Here is a 17,759-nt window from a genome sequence, read left to right as displayed (position 1 = left end):
GAGATGATCTCTGGGGCGCCGCTCCATGTGCAGATGAAGGTGGGATCAGGAGATCACACCGAACTCGTAGCCCTCGCTCTTGAGCCACTTGAGGATGGACGGCATGGCTTCGGCCGTCATCTGCTTTCCGTAGGTGTCGTGGTTGAGGATGACGACGACATTCGGGTCACCAGACTCGTTGATGGTCTTCTTGACCATCTTCAGGTAACCGTCGACGGTCTTGGGACGCTGGACGTCAGCGTCGCCGCTCATGGCGTTCCAGTCGATCCAGGCAACGCCGCGCTTGGCCAGAGCCTGGTCAGCCTGGGACAGCTTGGTCCAGGACATGTGACCGCCCGGGTAGCGGAAGGCCGAGGAGAAGTAGCTCGATCCCAGGATTGCCCGCGACTGGGCAGTGGCCCAGTCCCAGTCACAGCTGATGTGCTTGGCGTTGGCGGCGTCGCCGGGGTAGAGGTAATTGTAGTCGTGCGAGTAGGAGTGCACAGCTAGGGCGTTGCCCATCTTGAGCGAACGGCTGAGCATCTCCTTGTTCACGTCACGCAGCTGCGGGGCGATCATGAAGAAGGTCGCGCGGGCACCGGCCTTCTCAAGGTTGTCGAGCTGCTCACCGGTGAACTTGGTCGTCGGACCGTCGTCGAAGGTCACGAAGACGATCTTCTTGTTCTTCGGCTGGGTGGAGGGCTTCTTCAGCCACTGATTCACAACAGCAGCCGGGTAGGCGTACTTGTCGGCAGCCGTTCCATGGTTCGTGCCGGGCTCCAGACCGTCAATGTCCTTGACGACGGTGCCGGGGGCCTTGAAGGACGAGTAGCTAGACGGGGGCTCCGTGCAATCCGGCTTCGTCACAGCGGCACCGACGCCGTACTTGCCGGCAGGCACCGGACCACTCGGCATTCCCGCTGGCGCACTCGCGCCACTCGAGACGCTGGGCTTGGCCGCGGGAGACTTGGATGCCGGCGCCTTCGAGGACTGGGCCGCGCTGGCAGCCGACTTCGACGGGGAGTTGGCAGACTCCGGATCGTTCGTGGCACATCCGGCGATGGCCATCGAAACGGTGGTGACGAGAACGACAGCTCCAGCCATCGTTTTTCTGCGGAAGGCAAAAGCCATGTGACAAGACCTCACTGACAATAATCAGCCGTGTACCACGGCGAGTTGGGCCCCTCGATTGTACGTACTGAGTACAAGCGATCCCAATTCGAAACACGACACCCCCATTTCGCCGACGGAACACACCGGCGTGGGGGTCGTGACGTGTCGATGTGATCAGTATGCGCTGGGCCAGTCCTCGCCAGCCGGCGCCTTGCCGGTGACGATGTAGATGACTCGGGAGCCGACGGCAACCGCGTGATCGGCGATGCGTTCGTAGTAGCGACCGAGCAACGCCGTGTCGACCGCGCTCTCGACGCCGTAGGTCCAGTCATCGCCCAGGAGCAGGCGGAACTGGTCGCGCCGCAACTCATCCATCTTGGAATCCTCGGACGCCAAGAACTCCGCGGCCTGCGCGTCACGATCCGCCAGCGTCTTCTCGGCTTTCGCGATCATGGAATCCGCGATCCTCGACATCTCGACGAACTGATCGGCGACCTGCGGAGGCACGGCGACCTCGGGGAAGCGAAGACGGGCGATCTTCGCGACGTGGGCAGCAAGATCTCCCATGCGGGCCAGCTCGTAGCACATCCGCAGGACCGCGACGACCGTGCGCAGCTCGCCGGCGACCGGAGCCTGACGGGCAAGCAGGTCGAAGCAACGACGTTCGATCTCCTCGTTCAGGGCGTCGACCTTCGAGTCATCGGAGATGACGCGCTCAGCGGTGGTCAGGTCCGCACCAATGAGAGCCTCAGTGGCGTCCTTGACGGCAACCCGAACCAACTCGGCCATCGTCAAGATCCTGCCGCTGGTGGCATTGAGCTCGTCGTGGTAGCTCTCACGCATGCCGGTGTCCTTCCGTAGTGGGGTCTCGTCAAGCCTATCGACCCTATCGACCAGGACATTTCCCCCGAGTGGCAAGACAGTGAACCTTGGGTGAACGACCAGTGATCACGGCATCACTTTGTGACGTGCGGGTGACGAGGATGACGACCTTCCCCCTATTATGCAAAGCGTGGGCATGGTTCTGGCAGCGATCATTGGTGCAGTTGTCGGCGCCGGATTGACGGTCCTCATCATTCAAGCGGTGGAATCATCTCGTCACCCCGTTGACACCCTCGCCGCCGACGTTGAGGCCCTTGAGGTCGATCCAACTCTCGCCCGAGCACTCGACCTGGCCACTGAAGCGGCCGTCATCGTCGGCCCCCATGACGAGGTGCTACACACCACCGTGGGCGCCCGGTCAATGGAACTCGTGCGCGGCTCACGAATCGCCGACGCCGCCCTCCTCAATTTGGTCCGCACCGCGCGACGAGAGGACCGCGACATTGTCGACACCATGGAGTTGAAGCGGGCATCCACCGGAGCCAACCTCATCCTCACCGTGCGCGTGGGACCTCTTGACGGGCACGGCAACGCGATCATCTCTGCGGAGGACAGCTCCCGACACATCAGGCTTGCCGAAACCCGCAGGGACTTCGTCGCCAACGTCTCTCATGAATTGAAGACCCCCATCGGCGCCGTCTCCATCCTCGCCGAAGCCATCGAGGGTGCCGCCGATGACCCCGATGCCGTCCGCCATTTCTCCCAGCGCCTGACCGCGGAGTCAACGAGGCTGTCCGCCCTCGTGACACAGATCATCGACTTGTCCCGATTGCAGGCGGACGAACCCCTGCTTCGCGCCGAACCAGTGCCCGTTGCCGACATCATCGACGAGGCCGTCTCTCGTCATCGTGAGCTCGCGACCACCCGGGAGGTCTCCCTGGTGGCCCGCTGCGACGACGACCTGTGGGTTCTCGGGGACCAGAGTCAGCTCACCGAGGCCATCGCCAATCTCGTTCAGAATGCGATCGTGTACTCCGAGCCGAAGGCGCGGGTGGCGGTCTCGGCCAGACGAGTCCATGACGTCGACACCGACGTCATCGAGATTGCGGTGGCCGACAACGGAATTGGCATCGGCGAGGCCGACCAGGAACGCATCTTCGAACGGTTTTACCGGGTTGACTACTCCCGATCCCGGGAAAACGGTGGAACCGGCCTGGGGTTGTCGCTGGTCAAGCACACCTGCCAGGCGCACGGGGGATCCGTCGACGTGTGGAGCAAACTGGGCCAGGGGTCCACATTCACCCTTCGACTACCCACCCTTGACGCCGACCACTACAACGAATCCGATCAGGAGGAGTCATGACCCGCGTACTCATCATCGAGGACGAGGAGTCCTACCGCGAGGCCACCGCCTTCATGCTGCGCAAGGAGGGATTTGAGGTCGACACCGCGGCCAATGGTGCCGACGGACTGGAAAGCTACTCCCGCAATGGCGCCGACATCGTCCTGCTTGACCTCATGATGCCGGGAATCCCGGGGACCGAGGTCTGCCGGCAGCTGCGTCAGCGTGGCAACGTCGGGATCATCATGGTGACGGCCAGGGATTCCGAGATCGACAAGGTCGTCGGTCTGGAGCTGGGAGCTGACGACTACGTCACCAAACCCTTCAGTCACCGCGAACTGGTAGCACGCATCCGCGCCGTCACTCGCCGAGGAGGCCCGGAGATCGAGGTCTCCCCCGACGTCCTCGAGGAGAACGGGGTGCGGATGGACGTCGAGCGCCACGAGGTCAGCGTCAACGGAAAGACCGTGCGCCTCGCCCTCAAGGAGTTCGACCTGCTCGAGGTGCTGCTGCGCAATGCCGGGCGTGTCATGACCCGCGCGTCCCTCATCGACCGAGTCTGGGGAGTCGACTACGTCGGCGACACCAAGACCCTAGACGTCCACGTCAAGAGGTTGCGCGCGAAGATCGAGGAGGATCCCTCGCATCCGGCGCGGATCATCACCGTGCGTGGACTCGGCTACAAGTTCCAGGCCTGATACGGTCTCCACGAAACGACAAGCGCGGCCCCCGGTTTTGACCGGGGGCCGCGTCGTATGTTCAAAGAACCCGTCAGGACTGGGTCGACGGGGACCCCGAGGGAGCATACTTCTCGAAATCCGGGTGGGTGGACGGCACGACCGGTGCATCCAGGGTGATCGGTGCAGAGTTCGCGAACTTGATCGTCACCTTGGCCAACAAGCCGTCCGAGAGTCCCTCGACGGGAGCCTGAAGATCGGACTTGGTGAGATTGACCGAGGCGTGAGCCGGAAGATCGACACCGACCGGAGTCACGGTGAAGGACTGCCCTGCCAGGGAGTTGTCCGACTTGAGCGGCTGACCAGTGATTCCGACAACCTTGTCGTTCTTGCTGGAAGTGACGGCGGCGGAGACACGAGCCTGACCGTCACCATTGATGAGCAACAGGTTCTGCACCTTGACGGTGTCGGACTCGCCGCTGACACCGGCCGCAGGGGTGTAACTGGTGAGGACCTTGGGATCGGCGCCACAAGCCGCCAACCCAAGAACCCCGACGGCAGCAAGGGCAGCAGTCGTCCGGCGACGGTCGATCATCGTGGAATCTCCTCTTCCGGGGTGCATGATCGCTGCTGAGTTTAGCTGAACTGGCGTCACCGGGGGTGCCGATCGGTTCCAGCACGGTCGACGAGTGAGCAGACCTCTCGAAAACACTATTTCAGTCGACGGCGTCGAGGACCTCCTTGGAGAACACCCAAGAGAAATTCAAGATCTCGGACATGAGAATGCGAATATTCTTGTCAATGTCGATATTGATCTCATGTAACAATTTCGTAATTCCGGTCGCTGTGGTGAATGCATAGATAACCTCGTCATTGCGAACATTTCCGGGCCAGGAGGGCCACGGCGTCAGCGATCGGGCGTTGGCCGGTCTCTTTTCCACAATCATCGCATCTCATCCCCACACGGCGAAGCGGGACCAGACCGTTCCCACTTCCCAAGGCCAGATCCGAGGGACTTCCGCAATCCCGACGGCCCGACAGTGAGGGGCAGACCGTAGCACCATTTCGGACGCCCACGCGAATCAATAATTGACTTCAACAATCATTATGTGATAGAATTAAGCCCCGAAAGGGGCCGCACAAATGACTTTCAACGTTGGTGAAACCGTTGTCTACCCGAATCATGGCGCTGCTGTGATCGAGGACGTCGAGACTCGCACTATCAAGGGCGAGGAAAAGCTCTACCTCGTTCTGAGAATTCTTGGACAGAACGATTTGGTTGTGCGAGTGCCAGCCAGCAATCTTGATCTTGTCGGCGTTCGTGACGTCGTCGACGACGAGGGCCTTGAGAAGGTTTTCGAGGTTCTTCGCAAGACCAACGTCGAGGAGCCGTCCAACTGGTCTCGTCGCTACAAGGCCAACCTCGAGAAGCTCCACTCCGGCAACGTCCTCAAGGTCGCCGAGGTTGTTCGCGACTTGTGGCGCCGCGAGCGCGACCGTGGCCTGTCGGCTGGTGAGAAGCGGATGCTCTCGAAGGCTCGTCAGATCCTGGTCTCCGAGCTTGCCCTCGCCAAGAAGGTGGAGGACGACAAAGCCGAGGAGATGCTCGACGAGGTTCTCGCCTCCTGAGGCTGTTCACTCTAATCGTGAAATGGGGGTTCACCAGAAATTTGGTGAACCCCCATTGCTCATGTCCCGAGGTGCCACCGCAGGATCACGACGACTTCAGCGCGTCTGCAATCTCGTCAGCCAACTGTCCTTCATCAACGCCGGTCAGGAATGCAACACCGCGAAACATCTTGACATTCTCGTTGGGCTGCTTCACTGCAGTCGTCGAGACGATTGCGTCAGGGGTGAATTCCTCGATGACCCTCGGCACTTCTGCGACGCGACAGTGCTCCATCTTGGCATTGACTCCACGCTCACGCAGCAGCCGCTGAAGCTTGTTGGCGACCTGTACCGACGTCGCGATACCGGTGCCACAGCAGACGAGAATCTTCTTCTCGATCATGGTGACCACCCCTCCCTCAGGGAAACCTCGTTGCCCTTGGATGTGGCCCACCAAGGGATTCCTCCACGATGTTAAACGTATCCCGTCCATGCCCCTTCGGTGGGGGTGGGCCCCGTGGTGATCACGGGTCTTTGGGAGACTGGACGGGATGGTACCGTGCCGTCAAGGGCACAGCGCCCGTCTCGAGGAGGGTCCGCCATGGCGACTACGTCCAGCACACTGTGGAATGCCGTGGTGCTCCGCGTCGGCAAGGGAGCTCAGGACATGCTGGACACCGGCGTCATCGTCCTGTTCGGCGAACCTGTACCTGATGCTCTGTCCGACATCTGCGTGCTCCACAACCGCGGCGGCCGCTCCCCCATGACGCCCAAGCGCGAAATCGTTCCTGGCGACGTCCTCAACATCGCTGGTACCCGTTACACGATCGATGAGGTCGGAGAGTCAGCCACCTCAAACCTCGGTGACCTCGGCCATGTCGTGTTGTACTTCAACTCCCCCGACCAGTCGCTGCTCGCCGGAGCCATCAAGGTTTCCGGGCCGCAGCCGCAGCTGCCCAGCCAGGGCGCGATCCTCACGATCGAGCCTGCCGAGTGACAAGGGCTGACGCGATCGCTGCCACCCCTTCACCGCGGCCGGTGAATCCGAGATGATCGGTCGTCGTCGCGGACACTGACACTGGAGCACCGACGGTCTGCGTCAGCGTGGCTACCGCCTCAGCGCGCCGGGCCGCCATGCGCGGACGCTGCCCCACGATCTGCACCGCTGCGTTCTGGACCGCCCATCCCTCGGCAGTGACGAGCTCAACGACATGGCCCAGTAGCGCCACTCCGGCAGCTCCGGCCCATTGCGGGTCCGAGGTTCCGAAGACGGAGCCAACATCCCCCAGGCCGGTCGCGGAGAGCAAGGCGTCACAAATGGCGTGGCAGGCGACGTCACCGTCGGAATGGCCAGCCAAACCGACCTTCTCGTCGGGGAAGTGAAGGCCAGCAATGTGCATCGGCACACCTTCACTCAGCTGATGGACATCGGCCCCAATACCGGTCCGGATCTCCATCATTCCTTGCCCCCGTGACCCAACTTGTCGGCGACGTTGCTCGGGGTGACAGCCCGCAACATCCGGCCAACTCGACGACCGGAGTGGTGACCGGCTCCAGCCGCAGCCTTGGCCAGGACCTCAGCAATGTCGAGATCGACCGGCTCGGTGATCTTGAGCGACATTCGGGATCCTTCCACCAAGGTGGCGCGATGACCGTAACGCTCACAACACGAAATGTCATCGGTAACCGTCCCACCATCACGGGACAACTGCTCATGACACTCCGTGATGACGGCGCGATCAAACCCTTGCGGAGTCTGGACCGCGCGAAGAGCGGAACGGTCGATGACGCGGGAACCCTCACCGTCGATCTGCCGAATGGTGTCGGTGACCTCGACGACAGGTGTCACCGCGACAGCCCCGGCCTCGACCGCACCAATGACATCCTCGACGATGTAGGCGGGAACCAACGGGCGGACGGCATCATGAATGAGAACAGTGGTGGCCTGACTGAGATGCTCATCGTCGGCGATGTATCGCAGCCCATTGCGCACCGAATCCTGACGAGTGTCCCCTCCGGTCACGAAGTGAACAGGGATGGGAGAGGCAGCCAAAGCCAGTTGCAGATGGTTGTGCATACCCTCTTTCACCACCACGACGACCTCGTCGCAACCTCCAGCGGCCAGGGACTCCACCGCAACCGCGACAACGGCCTTCCCGGTCAACGAGGTGACTTGCTTGGGGACAGGACCACCGAACCGTGTTCCCAGACCGGCTGCAACGACAACCGCCACTCGTGGGTGCGTAGCGGTGACGGATTGTGTAGGTGTCATGGATCGAACAATAGCGGTCGCGACGACCGGGAAGGGTGACGGTCGCGACGTCACCGAATCAGATGTGTGACCTTCTTCGGACCACCAACGCACGCGAGTTCTCCGCCCGACCCACAGTACGGGATCATCACCATCTGTTGCGCAACCTCTTGCACCTTGGATCCGAGCATGTCAAAATTGCCATGTAGCAATTTTACCCACTGCAACTGCAAGTTTATGCACCAACGGAGGCGCGTCATGATCCGACAGGCACCTTTCCTCATCATCAACCCCAAGGCATACCTCTTCGGCGACGAGATGCTTCGCATGGCGATGTTGGCAGACGAACTGTCAGCCACCCACGGTGTTGACATCATGGTGACCGCCCAGCACACCGACCTCCGTCTTATCGCCGAGAAGACGAACCACATCATCGTGGCAGCCCAACACATGGACCCGATCACGCCGGGCCGGGGAATGGGACATGTCCTTCCCGAGTCCTTGGTGGCAGCAGGTGCCAAGGCGGTCGTACTGAATCACGCTGAGCACCCGCTGACCCTGGCGGACCTGGATGCCAGTATCACGCGCGCCCGCGAAGTCGGGCTTCTCACGGTTGTCTGCGCAGACACCCTCGTGCAGTGTCGCGTCGTCGCAGAAATGGGCCCCGACGTCATGATCTGTGAACCCACTGCGCAGATCGGTAAAGGCGCACTTACGGCAGACGACTACATCGCAGACTCGACTCTCGCAGTCAAGGAGGTCAATCCATCCATCATGGTTCTCCAGGGCGCTGGAGTTTCTTCCGGGCACGATGTCGCCCGAGTGCTGTCACTGGGCGCAGATGCATCGGGCGGAACGTCGGGAATCGTCTGCGCACCCGATTGGCGAGAACGCATCACCGACATGCTCATCCCGCTCAAGGCCGAGAAGAACCGTCGCAACAGCTGATCCACACCTTCACAACTAGAAAGGTACCATCATGACAGTCCACACAGACACCATCCAGGTCCGTTCCAAGGCCGGACGCCCGACCTACTTCGAGATCACCAATGACGTCCGCAGGATCATCACCGAGTCGGGCATCAAGAACGGCATCTGCACCGTTGCATCGACCCACACGACGTGCTCGGTCTTCTTCGAGGAGTACTGCCACGACGTCGACTTCGCGGGCGACGAGTACCTCCAGGCCGACCTCAACGAGGGGCTGGACAAAATCTTCCCCAGGTGCATGACGAACAACCAGTATTACCATCCTGGTCCAGCCCACGTGGAGGCCGTCGAGGCGATGACCGATGCCGGCCATGCCACCGGTGACACCATTCTCGTCCCGGACCTCGGGAGCCTCCTCAACACCGAGGCACACCTGCGAGGAACCCTCATCGGCGCGTCGCAGACCTTCGTCATCGAGGATGGCGAGCCCCAGATCGGCGCCGTCGGTTACATCTACTTCGTGGACTGGGACCCCAACCGAGAGCGTGATCGCAAGGTCAAGGTGGCCGTGATCGGGGAGTGACACCATGCTCGTCGAACTGTCAGAGGCCCTGACGTGGGCCGAACAGCACCACCTCGCTGTCGCAGCGGTGAACACACCCATCTTCGAGTCGCTCACCGCGGCGATACGCGTCGCCGAACGCCACGACACCCCGATCATCCTCGCCCACGCGCAAAGTCACGAGGGCATCAACCGGATCGAGGACATTGGCCCAGCCATGGTCGCACTGGCCCGACGGTCCAGTGTGCCCTGCGTGGTCCACGTTGACCACGGTGAAGACCTCGACTACCTCCAGAAGGGACTCGACGTCGGCTTCAACTCATTCATGCTGGACGGGTCCCGTCTCTCGTTCGAGGAAAACATCGCGATCACCAGCGCAGCCGTAGAACTTGTGGGCCCGCACGGTGTGGAGGGTGAACTCGGGGTCATGACCGGCAATGAGAACGGCGATCCCAGCCAAGGGGCGGCGGACTCCGCACTCTTCACCGACCCTGCGGTAGCCGGCGAATTCGTGAAACGCACCGGGGTCACCGCCCTCGCAGCGGCCTTCGGCACAGTTCACGGCCTGTACCACCGCGAACCCCACCTGAACCTCGGTCTCATCACACAACTTCGCGAGATCACAGGCGTCCCGATCGTCATGCACGGCGGGTCGGGCCTGTCGATCGAGGAGTACCAGCAGTCGATCCGGCACGGTGTTCGCAAGATCAACTACTACACGTACTCGGTCAAGGCAGCCTTGGATGCCACGAGGACGATGCTCACAGACGATCCGGAGGTCCTCGTCTTCTCCGACGTCGCCGCCCGTGCGTCCCATGCGATCGAGAAGGACGTCGAGGCGTTCGCCACCGCCCTGACCGCGAGCTGAGGCCATTCACCGTACGTGGGTCGGTGCCCTGATGGGTTCCGGCCCACGCTCACGTCCTGGTGTGGTCAGGTCGACAGGACCACATCCGCAAGCTGCTCGTCGACGACGACCGACTGCACAATCCCGGACCGCAGGACCCCGGCAACGCCTCGTGACTTCTCGGCGCCCGCAGCAATCCCGATGACCTCTGGTATGTCCCGCAACTCGTCGAGAGTCAGGCCGATGAGGTGGTCGTCGACCGACGTGCGGACCGCCTCGCCGTCATCATTGAGTGTTCGTCCGCACACGTCGCCAGCTATTCCAGCGGCCCTCACCTCGGCCATCTCTGCCGGTGACAGCACGGAAGCCAGTGACAGCGTCGCCGACCAGTGAACACCCATGCTGCCGATACCGACAACAGCAAGTTCACACGACGCCGCGTCACGCAGGGCCTCCAACACAATCGGCTCGGCCAGCATGGCCGCACAGACCTGCGCCGACGAAACGATGACCGGGGCGTCGATCCGATGGGCCTTACCACCGCAGCGTCGGGCCAGGGCCTGCACCGAGGCGTTCCCCGAGACGTCAGAGTCCTTGACTGACATGCCACCGGAAAGCGGGTAGATGTCCAACGGGGTCATGGAGCGTGGCCGCTCGAAGCAGTGGGCGAAGGCGCTGACCGTCCGGCCCCAACTGAGCCCGATTGAACTGACCTGGGAGAGCCGTCCGTTGACGACCTCCGCGGCGAGCCGAGCCACGAGATCCATCGGAGCGACCCCGGGACGGTGGGCTGCGACGTACGCCGACTCCAGGCAGAAGCGGGCTGCGAGGGCCTCCTCGAGGTCCTCCCTACGGCCCACTCCCTCACGAGGATCATTGATCGCGACTGTCACCAGACCGGTCTCACGGGCCTGGTTGAGCATTCGGGACACCGACGAGGTGGAGATTCCCAGTGTCTTGGCGATACGGGACTGGTTGATACCGTCGAGGTAGTACATCTTGGCAACTTCGACGAGGGTACCCAGGTCACGCCTGCCAGCCATGGTTTCTCCCGTCACTCATCATCGCCCTCTTGTTGTGACTGGAGAATAGCCCCTCCCCCCATCACGAGGTGCCCCATACCTCCCTGGAGATCTCGTTCGTCAGTCGAACAGCCGCCAACCACCCTGCCTACGATCTTCGTGTCCCATCGTCATCACTCGGGTCATCGACTCCCAGACCTCTTCCAGGCTGATGTCATCGGGGGCGTGACAACGCATGGAGAGCATTCCTGAGCTCTTTCGCTCCCAGTCGCTCAAGGGCGGGGCAGGGGCCGACTCTCCCCTGCCCCGCCAGCCAGACCGCTGGTCAGCCGATCGTGCCGTTGTCCAACAGGGCGTCCTGCAGACGGCGCATTGCCACGATGGGACGGGTCTCGTCGATCTCAACGTCGTCCTCGGTCAGGATCGTTCCAGCCGGAACGTCACGCTTGAGCACACATCCGGCCACGACACCAATCGGGACCGCGTGCTTGTCCCGCGCATCCGCTGCGTCGATCGTCCACCCATGGACGTGGTGCCCACCGATACCTTCCAGCGTCGTACCGGCCTTGAGATCGGTCTTGGCCCGGGCCGTGACCTCGGAGGTCCACGTCTTTGACTGGAACGACGCGCTGCGATCCAGCACGGCCTCGCCGATGGACAGGTCGGCCTCGATCGACGCGAGGTGGAACGGACGATAAAGGGCGAAGTACGGGCCGTCGCCGAGGTGGAGGTACTGCAGCTCCTCGGTGACCACCGGGCTGTCGGACCTCACGATGGCGAACACGCCGGGGGCGACGTCACCGGTGACGTACTCAACGACCTTCTCCTTGCCCTCGATGATGCCCCCGTCCGTGGCCGGGACGAGCTTCTTGGCGAGGTCGTCGACGTCACACTCAATTCCGTGCATGCCCGGTACCTCGACCTTGAAACCCGAAGCATTGGAAAGAGCGCACATCTCGATCTGCGTCTTGGTGCCGTCAGTGAACGAGCACAACATCTTGGGATTCATCTTCTTGCGATGCGCCTCGTCCATGACGTCCTCGGGCACATCGGTGGGACGGTTCGGATTGTTCTTGCCCTTGCCCGCGGCGACGACGTCCAAACCGAGGTCCTCGGCGTATTCGATGAGTTTGACGCACTCGATGGGCTCGTCACCGCGGCAGACGGTGTACACCGAGTTCCCGGAGTTGGCCATCGAGGACAGCAGGAGACCGACAGTGACGTCCGCCTCGACGGTCATCAGACCGACGTCCTTGTCGTTGACGATGGCGGCGTAAGCGACCTGGGCCGCGACCTCGGGGACGCCGGAGACCTCGAGTACGAAGTCGACCGGCAGCTTCGGCATGGTGAGGCCGTCGTCGATGGCAACCGACCGACCATCCTCGATGAGCTGCGCAGCCTCATCAACGTTCTGAGCGACCACGACGTCGTCGCACCCGGCAGCCTTGAGGGCGCCAGTCGCCCGGTCGACGTCGATGTCCGCCACCGCGACGACTTCCAGGCCCTCGGCCAAGTGCACCTGCGCGATGAGACCTCGCCCCATCTGCCCGGCGCCGACGATACCGACCCTCACCGGTCGTCCCAGCTTGGCCTGCCTGTCCAGCAGTCTTGTGGTGTATCCCATAACTATCTTCCTCTCCGAACAAGGTGTGTTGATGACGGATGTGTGTGGTGCGTCGGTGTCTCAAGCCACGACGGGGACCGAAATGCGTTGGATCATCTTGGGCGACGAGGTGCCAGCGACGTTGTCGAACTGCTCGGTCGCCTGAGCCAGGGCTCGCCTCACCTGCTTGTCACGTGTCCTCGTGGCGATGTCGTCAAGTGGTCCCAGGAGCTGGTCCACTCCTCGCAGTCGCGCCAGCACCGTCGATCCCGACATGACCTTGGCCGAGACGACACGCTTGGTAGCCCGCTCCACGACGAGTAGGACGATGGCTCCACGCAGCCTTCCCCTGCCCCTCCCGGTCACGAGGACGTGATCCCCAGTTGAGTACTCGGCGGCGGCACGTCGGACCGCCCGTTGGAAAGTACGTGATTGATGCACCGACATCACGCCGCAGAGCATGAGTGCGACACCCAGGAACAGTGCGAACTGCCATTCCACGGTCGTCACCTCACCCACGCACGAAAGCGATCGGGTTGCCCACAGACATCGTGGGCAGCTCCGGGCCCGAGGCCTTGACGGCTCCAGGCAACAGGGGCTGATCCGGACTGTTGACGTAGACGACGACGTGTCCCAAGCTCGCCAAGTTCGGATTGGCCTCCGACCCGACCTCATCGATCACGTACTCGGCGGCCCCGAGCCTGACCCGGTCACCGGGGACCACATCCTCCGATGGTGGCACCGCCCGGTCACCCCCCAGGCCATGCACCAGGCTCACCTCTGCGAGCTCATCAGGGACCGGCGACCCGAACAGGATGACGACTCCTGCTTCCAGCATCTCGGCCGCATCAGCGCCGATACTGTCGACGGTCGAGTTCCACAGCGTTGTCGACATGATTGACCTCCTTGTCATCGTTGGTGTTGTCAGGATTGGCGTTGGTCGTTCTGGCCGCCTCAGATGAGGAAGCTGACGACATATGCCAGGGCGACCGCCACGGGTGAAGTGATGAGCCGGGAGAACAGGACCGCCGGGACACCGACGTCGACGGTTTCCGTCTGCGCCTCTCCCAGTCCCAGACCGACCGGGACGAAGTCGCATCCGACCTGGCCGTCGATCGCGAAGAGCGTCGGCAGCGCATACTGAACTGGCAGGGCTCCTTGCGCGATCTGCGTCCCCATGAGGACGCCGATGATCTGGGCGATGGCTGCTCCCGGCCCAAGGAATGGTGACAGGAACGGCAGGGCCGTGATAAGTCCCAGGAGGATCAGGCCCAAGGGATTCGCCGCGAGCGGTGAGACGCCCCGGGCAATCCAGTTCGCCAGCCCGGTGTAGTTGACGAACCCGATGAGGAGCGCCACGTAACAGATGAAGGGCAACACTGTGTTGAGGCACAGTTTGATGGACTCGCGACCGGAGTTGAGGAGGGTCGTGATGATGCTTCCGATGGCGGTGCCAAAGCGAACCACCCACGCAGAGAACCCCTTTTTCTTGGGCGTCGCCTCGGCGCTGGGCCCTCCACTCGTCCGCGTCGTGGTGTCCGCGGCGACAGCGGTGGAGGCCGCTGCCGTGGCTCCCTTCTCGGTCGACTCCTCGTGACTGTTGACAACGGACGTCGGATCGATGGGCTGAACCTGGTTGAGCCCGACTGCCGACACGAAGATGTCCTCGGTCATGAACGTGGCCAGTGGCCCACCTGGGGACCCGGCATAGACATTGACGGTCGGGATCCGCTTCTTGGGGTATATCCCCGACCTTGCGGTGCCGCCACAGTTGATGACGGCGCACATGATGCGATCCTCTGGCACCGACGTGTTGAAGCCGTTGATGGCCTCCGCGCCGGTAAGTTCAGCGATCTTGCGGGCCACCGGGTGGATCTCACCACCGGTCACGGACAGCACGACACTGCGCTCACCGTTGACCTGGAGTGTCAGTCCGGGACCCCAACCTCCCGGCCCCTTGTTGACACGGACAGCCTGTTCGGTACTCATGCCGGGCTCCCCTCAGGGCCCTGGACGTGGCCAGCTGCGTATTCGACGTCATATCGCTTGAACGTCTCGGTGTGACCACCTCTCTTGATGAGAATGTTGGTGATCCATTGGGTAACCATTCCGCGGATGCAGATGACCACAAGACCAACGAGGAAGTAAAGGGCTGCCAGGCGCGCGTAGGCGCCGTTGTCCACCTTCATGACTCCAGCGGCAACTCCTGTCCAGACAAAGAGTTCTCCGCCGTTTGCATGCGGGAAGAATGCTGTTACTGGATGCACAAATGACACGGTGGCGTCGTAGTACGCAGGCTTGTACCGCTCTGGAAGAAAGCGCCCAAACGTGTAACACATTGGATTGGTCAGCATGATCGTCGCGATCAAGGGAATGATCGTGTACCGCGTCACGGCATGTTTGCCGGCCCACTGGACCGCATGGGTGACTCTCTCCTCACCAATCCACGTTGTCACCGCATACATGAACGTGAGCAGGACAAGGAGCAGCGGAATGATCCCCGTGGCCATGTCCACGAAGCTCTTTGCCGACGCGTTGAACAGACCTATGAAGTGAGTGGCAGCCCAAGTGATGCCCTTCATTACCGGATTGGATCCAGCATCTAATGGCACCAACAGGGCACCGTGCGCGAGTACACCAGCCCCTGCCGTCGTTACCATCTGGAGACTCCTTCGTCTCAAGGAACTGCAATAATTTGCAGCTCTACCGGTTCGTTTTGCATTACTGCCATCGTGCCACAGCGCACGAGCTCGAGCAATACCTTTCGAGATAAATTGCGCAATTTTACCCGAGTGAGATGCAGGTTCGCCGATCACGGCGTCAGCCATCTCGTCACAACTCCCGCACACACGCGCCGAGGGCGGCTTAAAATGCGTTCCTGTCGTCGGCTATCGTCGACCCTGACGTTTCACCCCACCAAGGAGGCACACCATGCCGAGTCGCACCACCACCATTGCAGCCGCGAGTGGCCTGCATGCCCGTCCCGCCGCCATGTTCGTCCAGGCCGCCTCGAAGTCCGGCCTGGCCGTCAAGATCGGCCGCCCTGGCGAGGAGCCGGTGGATGCTCGCTCGATCCTGTCCGTGATGGGTCTTGGCGCCAAGCACGGCGAGACCGTCGAGCTCACCGCCGAGGGCGACAATGCCGATGAGGTGCTCGACGCCCTCGTCGCCAACCTGCAGATCGACCCGGAGGCCTGATACCTATGCGGACCCTCTCGGGGCTCGGGGTCTCGGCCGGAGTCGGACAAGCACATGCCCTTCTCGTCTCCCCCGCCCCAGGACTGCCCACTTCTGATCCCAGTCAGGGCACCGAGGCCGACATGGCCCGAATCGAGTCGGCGCTGAACAAGGTCGCCGATCGTCTCGACGAGCGCTCCCTGCACGCCGATCCATCGGCTCTCGCCGTCCTGCAGGCCACCGCGATGATGGCCCGCGACCCGGGACTGCTCACCAGCGTCAAGTCCCACCTGACTGGCGGACATGGACCTGCCCACGCTCTCTGGGCCGCCTTCGACGACTTCTGCGCCCAACTGAGTGCTGCCGGCGGCTATCTCGCCGAGCGCGTCACCGACCTGCGCAACGTCCGTGACCGCGCCGTCGCGGTCATGCAAGGCCTGCCTGAGCCCGGCGTCCCGTCGTTTGACTCGCCCGTGATCCTCGTCGCCGAGGACCTCGCCCCGGCCGACACCGCGACCCTCAATCCTGATCTGGTCCGCGGCCTCATCACCGCTGCTGGCGGACCGACGAGCCACACCGCAATCCTGGCCTCCCAGATCGGTATCCCGGCCGTGGTCCGATGCAGCGAGGCTCGCGCGATCGAGGACGGCACCCCCCTGGCCCTCGACGGAGTCACCGGAGCCGTTCTCGTCGAGCCCGATGAGGCCGCCGTCGCCGAGCTGATCTCACGAGCGAACCGTCGCGCCGAGGTGCTGGCGTCCACCCCTGATGGCGACGCCACGCTGTCAGACGGTGAGCGCGTCCTGGTCCTGGCCAACATCGGCAGCCCGTCCGACGCCCCCACGGCGAAGAAGAAGGGCGCCGAGGGAGTTGGTCTGTTCCGCACCGAATTCCTCTTCCTCGACCGTCAAGATGCTCCGACCGTCAACGAACAGGCGGAGGCCTATGCCACCGTGCTCAAGACCTTCGACGAGGGAGCCAAGGTTGTCTTCCGCACCCTCGACGCTGGCGCCGACAAGCCGCTGGCCTTCGCCGACCTCGGCCCGGAGGAGAACCCGGCCTTGGGACGCCGTGGTCTACGCCTGTCCCAGGTGCGCACCGACCTCATCGACGCCCAGCTCGAAGCTCTCGCCAAAGCTGCTGAGCAGACTGGTCGTGATCCCTACGTCATGGCTCCGATGGTCGCCACGAAGGCTGAGGCCGAGTGGTTCTCCTCGCGTGCCCGCGCCGCCGGGATCAAGACGGTCGGCATCATGGTCGAGGTGCCCTCGACGGCCCTGCGTTCGGCCCAGGTACTGGAGACGGTGGACTTCGCGTCCATCGGCACCAATGACCTCACCCAGTACGCCATGGCGGCTGACCGCCTGCAGGGCGAGTTGGCCGAGCTCCTGACGCCGTGGCAGCCTGCCGTCATCCAGTTGGTCAAGGCCACTTGTGATGGAGCGGGCGAGCGTCTCATCGGAGTGTGCGGTGAGGCTGCCGGCGATCCCCTGTTGGCTCTGGTTCTCGTCGGTGTTGGCGTGCGTTCGTTGTCGATGGCCGCCGGCAAGATCACCGCTGTCAAGGCCACCTTGTCGCGCCACAGCCTGGATCAGTGCCGCCAGATCGCCGAGGCCGCGCTGGCTGCGTCCAGCCCCGAGGAGGCCCGCAAGGCTGCTCTGGAGCTGGCAGACCCGAGCGTCGAGGTCCTCGTCAGCTGACGTTGTCTGTTGTCGTGAAGCCCCTGTCCCGTTGAACTTGTCCTCCAGAAGTTGGACTGAGGAGTCAATTCCTTCTTCTGAGGAACAGTTCACGGCGGACAGGGGCTTTCGCATGCCCTTGTCCGG

General features: G+C 62.7%; 22 protein-coding genes and 1 pseudogene. 10 read left to right on the top strand and 13 right to left on the bottom strand.

The genetic code is table 11. The annotated features are described in order from the left end of the window. Positions 1-45: 45 nt before the first annotated feature. Positions 46-879 carry a polysaccharide deacetylase family protein gene (locus ACP8LP_RS02005; RefSeq protein ID WP_484483249.1) on the bottom strand — a complete coding sequence of 278 codons (834 nt, stop codon included), beginning with the start codon at positions 877-879 and terminating at the stop codon, positions 46-48. Positions 880-925: 46 nt separating this feature from the next. Here ACP8LP_RS02005 and ACP8LP_RS02000 point away from each other — a divergent pair, with 46 nt between their 5' ends. Continuing rightward, positions 926-1,114 (top strand): hypothetical protein, encoded by a 189-nt coding sequence (locus ACP8LP_RS02000; RefSeq protein ID WP_147612111.1) that lies wholly within the window; start codon positions 926-928, stop codon positions 1,112-1,114. A 152-nt stretch (positions 1,115-1,266) separates the two neighbouring features. On the opposite strand, the gene phoU is transcribed toward ACP8LP_RS02000, so the two are convergent. Further along, positions 1,267-1,935, bottom strand: coding sequence for a phosphate signaling complex protein PhoU (gene phoU / locus ACP8LP_RS01995; RefSeq protein WP_004810611.1), 669 nt, complete (start codon positions 1,933-1,935; stop codon positions 1,267-1,269). Between the two features lie 160 nt (positions 1,936-2,095). Here phoU and ACP8LP_RS01990 point away from each other — a divergent pair, with 160 nt between their 5' ends. Then, on the top strand, positions 2,096-3,277 hold the full coding sequence (locus ACP8LP_RS01990) for a sensor histidine kinase (RefSeq protein ID WP_484483248.1): 1,182 nt from the start codon (positions 2,096-2,098) through the stop codon (positions 3,275-3,277). Continuing rightward, a complete protein-coding gene (locus ACP8LP_RS01985; RefSeq protein WP_016666983.1) occupies positions 3,274-3,954 on the top strand; it encodes a response regulator transcription factor in 681 nt (226 codons plus the stop codon). The genes ACP8LP_RS01990 and ACP8LP_RS01985 overlap by 4 nt, the downstream gene beginning before the upstream one ends. 73 nt (positions 3,955-4,027) lie before the next feature. Here ACP8LP_RS01985 and ACP8LP_RS01980 read toward each other — a convergent pair. Further along, positions 4,028-4,613, bottom strand: a pseudogene (locus ACP8LP_RS01980) (hypothetical protein). 36 nt (positions 4,614-4,649) lie between these two features. Then, positions 4,650-4,880, bottom strand: a complete 231-nt coding sequence (locus tag ACP8LP_RS01975) for a hypothetical protein (RefSeq protein WP_016666981.1) — start codon at positions 4,878-4,880, stop codon at positions 4,650-4,652. Positions 4,881-5,076: 196 nt separating this feature from the next. On the opposite strand from ACP8LP_RS01975, the gene ACP8LP_RS01970 reads away from it, so the two are divergent. After that, a complete protein-coding gene (locus ACP8LP_RS01970) occupies positions 5,077-5,562 on the top strand; it encodes a CarD family transcriptional regulator (protein ID WP_004810600.1) in 486 nt (161 codons plus the stop codon). 85 nt (positions 5,563-5,647) lie between these two features. On the opposite strand, the gene ACP8LP_RS01965 is transcribed toward ACP8LP_RS01970, so the two are convergent. Further along, complete coding sequence (locus ACP8LP_RS01965) at positions 5,648-5,944, bottom strand: PTS sugar transporter subunit IIB (RefSeq protein WP_015583258.1); 297 nt, start codon at positions 5,942-5,944, stop codon at positions 5,648-5,650. 198 nt (positions 5,945-6,142) lie between these two features. Here ACP8LP_RS01965 and ACP8LP_RS01960 point away from each other — a divergent pair, with 198 nt between their 5' ends. After that, entirely contained in the window at positions 6,143-6,538 is a 396-nt protein-coding gene (locus ACP8LP_RS01960; RefSeq protein ID WP_065674297.1) for a PTS glucitol/sorbitol transporter subunit IIA, read from the top strand. Here the strand turns inward: ACP8LP_RS01960 and ispF are convergent. Continuing rightward, a complete protein-coding gene (ispF, locus tag ACP8LP_RS01955) occupies positions 6,516-6,998 on the bottom strand; it encodes a 2-C-methyl-D-erythritol 2,4-cyclodiphosphate synthase (RefSeq protein WP_015583259.1) in 483 nt (160 codons plus the stop codon). The genes ACP8LP_RS01960 and ispF overlap by 23 nt on opposite strands. Beyond that, positions 6,998-7,813 (bottom strand): 2-C-methyl-D-erythritol 4-phosphate cytidylyltransferase, encoded by an 816-nt coding sequence (gene ispD / locus ACP8LP_RS01950; RefSeq protein WP_016666979.1) that lies wholly within the window; start codon positions 7,811-7,813, stop codon positions 6,998-7,000. The genes ispF and ispD overlap by 1 nt, the downstream gene beginning before the upstream one ends. A 237-nt stretch (positions 7,814-8,050) precedes the next feature. On the opposite strand from ispD, the gene ACP8LP_RS01945 reads away from it, so the two are divergent. The 3 genes from ACP8LP_RS01945 to ACP8LP_RS01935 are packed head-to-tail and all read left to right on the top strand — an operon-like array spanning position 8,051 to position 10,152. Then, positions 8,051-8,740, top strand: coding sequence for a triose-phosphate isomerase (locus ACP8LP_RS01945; RefSeq protein ID WP_016666978.1), 690 nt, complete (start codon positions 8,051-8,053; stop codon positions 8,738-8,740). 31 nt (positions 8,741-8,771) lie between these two features. Continuing rightward, positions 8,772-9,305 carry a YjbQ family protein gene (locus tag ACP8LP_RS01940; RefSeq protein ID WP_016666977.1) on the top strand — a complete coding sequence of 178 codons (534 nt, stop codon included), beginning with the start codon at positions 8,772-8,774 and terminating at the stop codon, positions 9,303-9,305. Between the two features lie 4 nt (positions 9,306-9,309). Next, on the top strand, positions 9,310-10,152 hold the full coding sequence (locus ACP8LP_RS01935) for a class II fructose-bisphosphate aldolase (RefSeq protein WP_063279211.1): 843 nt from the start codon (positions 9,310-9,312) through the stop codon (positions 10,150-10,152). Positions 10,153-10,217: 65 nt separating this feature from the next. On the opposite strand, the gene ACP8LP_RS01930 is transcribed toward ACP8LP_RS01935, so the two are convergent. From ACP8LP_RS01930 to srlA, 6 genes are all read right to left on the bottom strand, one after another. Next, a complete protein-coding gene (locus ACP8LP_RS01930; protein ID WP_016666975.1) occupies positions 10,218-11,174 on the bottom strand; it encodes a sugar-binding transcriptional regulator in 957 nt (318 codons plus the stop codon). A gap of 304 nt (positions 11,175-11,478) precedes the next feature. After that, positions 11,479-12,777, bottom strand: a complete 1,299-nt coding sequence (locus ACP8LP_RS01925; protein WP_016666973.1) for an NAD(P)H-dependent oxidoreductase — start codon at positions 12,775-12,777, stop codon at positions 11,479-11,481. Between the two features lie 60 nt (positions 12,778-12,837). Next, positions 12,838-13,266, bottom strand: a complete 429-nt coding sequence (locus tag ACP8LP_RS01920; protein ID WP_252908289.1) for a transcriptional regulator GutM — start codon at positions 13,264-13,266, stop codon at positions 12,838-12,840. 1 nt (position 13,267) lies between these two features. Continuing rightward, the gene (locus ACP8LP_RS01915; protein WP_016666971.1) at positions 13,268-13,651 is read right to left on the bottom strand and encodes a PTS glucitol/sorbitol transporter subunit IIA; all 384 of its coding nucleotides are present in this window, start codon (positions 13,649-13,651) and stop codon (positions 13,268-13,270) included. Between the two features lie 59 nt (positions 13,652-13,710). Continuing rightward, positions 13,711-14,745 carry a PTS glucitol/sorbitol transporter subunit IIB gene (gene srlE, locus ACP8LP_RS01910; RefSeq protein ID WP_016666970.1) on the bottom strand — a complete coding sequence of 345 codons (1,035 nt, stop codon included), beginning with the start codon at positions 14,743-14,745 and terminating at the stop codon, positions 13,711-13,713. After that, on the bottom strand, positions 14,742-15,338 hold the full coding sequence (srlA, locus tag ACP8LP_RS01905; protein WP_036976452.1) for a PTS glucitol/sorbitol transporter subunit IIC: 597 nt from the start codon (positions 15,336-15,338) through the stop codon (positions 14,742-14,744). The genes srlE and srlA overlap by 4 nt, the downstream gene beginning before the upstream one ends. 349 nt (positions 15,339-15,687) lie before the next feature. Between srlA and ACP8LP_RS01900 the strand changes: the two genes are divergently transcribed. Together ACP8LP_RS01900 and ptsP are read left to right on the top strand one after the other, a co-directional pair. Beyond that, on the top strand, positions 15,688-15,954 hold the full coding sequence (locus ACP8LP_RS01900; RefSeq protein ID WP_016666968.1) for an HPr family phosphocarrier protein: 267 nt from the start codon (positions 15,688-15,690) through the stop codon (positions 15,952-15,954). 5 nt (positions 15,955-15,959) lie between these two features. Beyond that, positions 15,960-17,633, top strand: a complete 1,674-nt coding sequence (gene ptsP / locus ACP8LP_RS01895) for a phosphoenolpyruvate--protein phosphotransferase (protein WP_063279212.1) — start codon at positions 15,960-15,962, stop codon at positions 17,631-17,633. Positions 17,634-17,759 lie beyond the last annotated feature (126 nt).

The sequence above is a fragment of the Cutibacterium sp. LaCa_89 genome, from assembly GCF_058177555.1.
This window is presented reverse-complemented; position numbering and strand designations above follow the sequence as displayed.